We start from the raw sequence: 1,194 nt of genomic DNA, 5'->3' as shown, positions 1-1,194 counted from the left end.
GATTTCAAAATGTGAAACTCGGAATGCTATTGACCTAAAGTATAAATAGGATAATTAAAAACTAGGAAAAATTACGTGGAAATAGGGTGTTTATTACACGATAAATGTTTATTGGTGTTATTAATTTATACTAATTGTAAATTAGCTAATTTAAAATTAGTATTTAACAAGGAGACTAGAGATGAAAAGAAAATTGATTAATTCATTAGTAACTTCAGTTTTGTGTTTTTCATTAGTGTTCACCACAGGTATGACTGCTTTTGGTGCAGATACTTGTGCTTCACAACAGAATATTCAACGTAGAGTTGAAAATCAAATTGAGAGATTTAATGCAACAGCAACTAAAAGTGTAACTGACTATAAATTCTCAGATGATGGTACAATGACAATTAAGCCATGTGTTACTAAACCTGAACTTGTATTTAGCACAGATAAACTTTCAGAAAGTGATTTGATTTTTTATTCCTCAATGTCAGATGATGAGATTTATATTTATTTATCAAAAGTTTATAATAAAAAAGTGCAAGATATAAATAATTCTAACATTATGTATAAAAATGATTTGGAACAGCAAAAACGAACTATTATGCAAACAACAAGAGCAAAAGGAAAGGATTCTGATGTTATAATAATATGGCCGGATCCCATTACTAAAAGCCGCACCCATACAATTAAACCATATATTGACGCTTTAGGTTATGCGAAATTATGTGTATATTATAACGTAACGTGCTATAAAAACAGATTTACTGATGGCAAGGTAAAAAATTGTAAACTTGAGGAACGACTTAGTATGGGATCTTGGGAGTATGAGAGTGGCTATACATATCCTTTGTTAGAGACTGATAATGGGAGATATATCGCTTTTCAAGTAACTGGTAAATGGACAGTTTTAGCAGATCATGGTTTAGGTGCTGTCTACGAAAAATATTATACTTTTAACGATTACAATACTTTTTAAAAGAAAGTGTACAAAATTAATAGACTCTGCTAATATATAGTAGAGTCTATTAAATACATTAAATGAGGACAAAGATTATGAATAAATTATGCACAAAGATTTCTGTAATATTCTTAATTGTTTCAACAATATTCTTCCCTTACTATTGGTCTTTTAATGATAGGTATGAAAAGGCGTTCGGTTTTCCATATAGATATATTTATTTTAATGATATGAAAATATCATTTTTTCGT

General features: G+C 28.8%; 1 protein-coding gene. It reads left to right on the top strand.

Annotated elements, in window-relative coordinates:
- Positions 1-181 precede the first annotated feature (181 nt).
- A complete protein-coding gene (locus DS742_RS28440) occupies positions 182-961 on the top strand; it encodes a hypothetical protein (protein WP_117420265.1) in 780 nt (259 codons plus the stop codon).
- Positions 962-1,194: the final 233 nt, after the last annotated feature.

Source organism: Lacrimispora amygdalina, from assembly GCF_003432035.1.
GTDB classification, from domain to species: domain Bacteria; phylum Bacillota; class Clostridia; order Lachnospirales; family Lachnospiraceae; genus Lacrimispora; species Lacrimispora amygdalina.
Note: the sequence above shows the minus strand (reverse complement) of the source record. Positions and strands in the feature narration are given on the sequence as shown.

Bases quoted from the DNA above. Each gene is read 5' to 3' on its own strand.
- DS742_RS28440 (WP_117420265.1), top strand. From the start codon at position 182: ATGAAAAGAAAATTGATTAATTCATTAGTAACTTCAGTTTTGTGTTTT.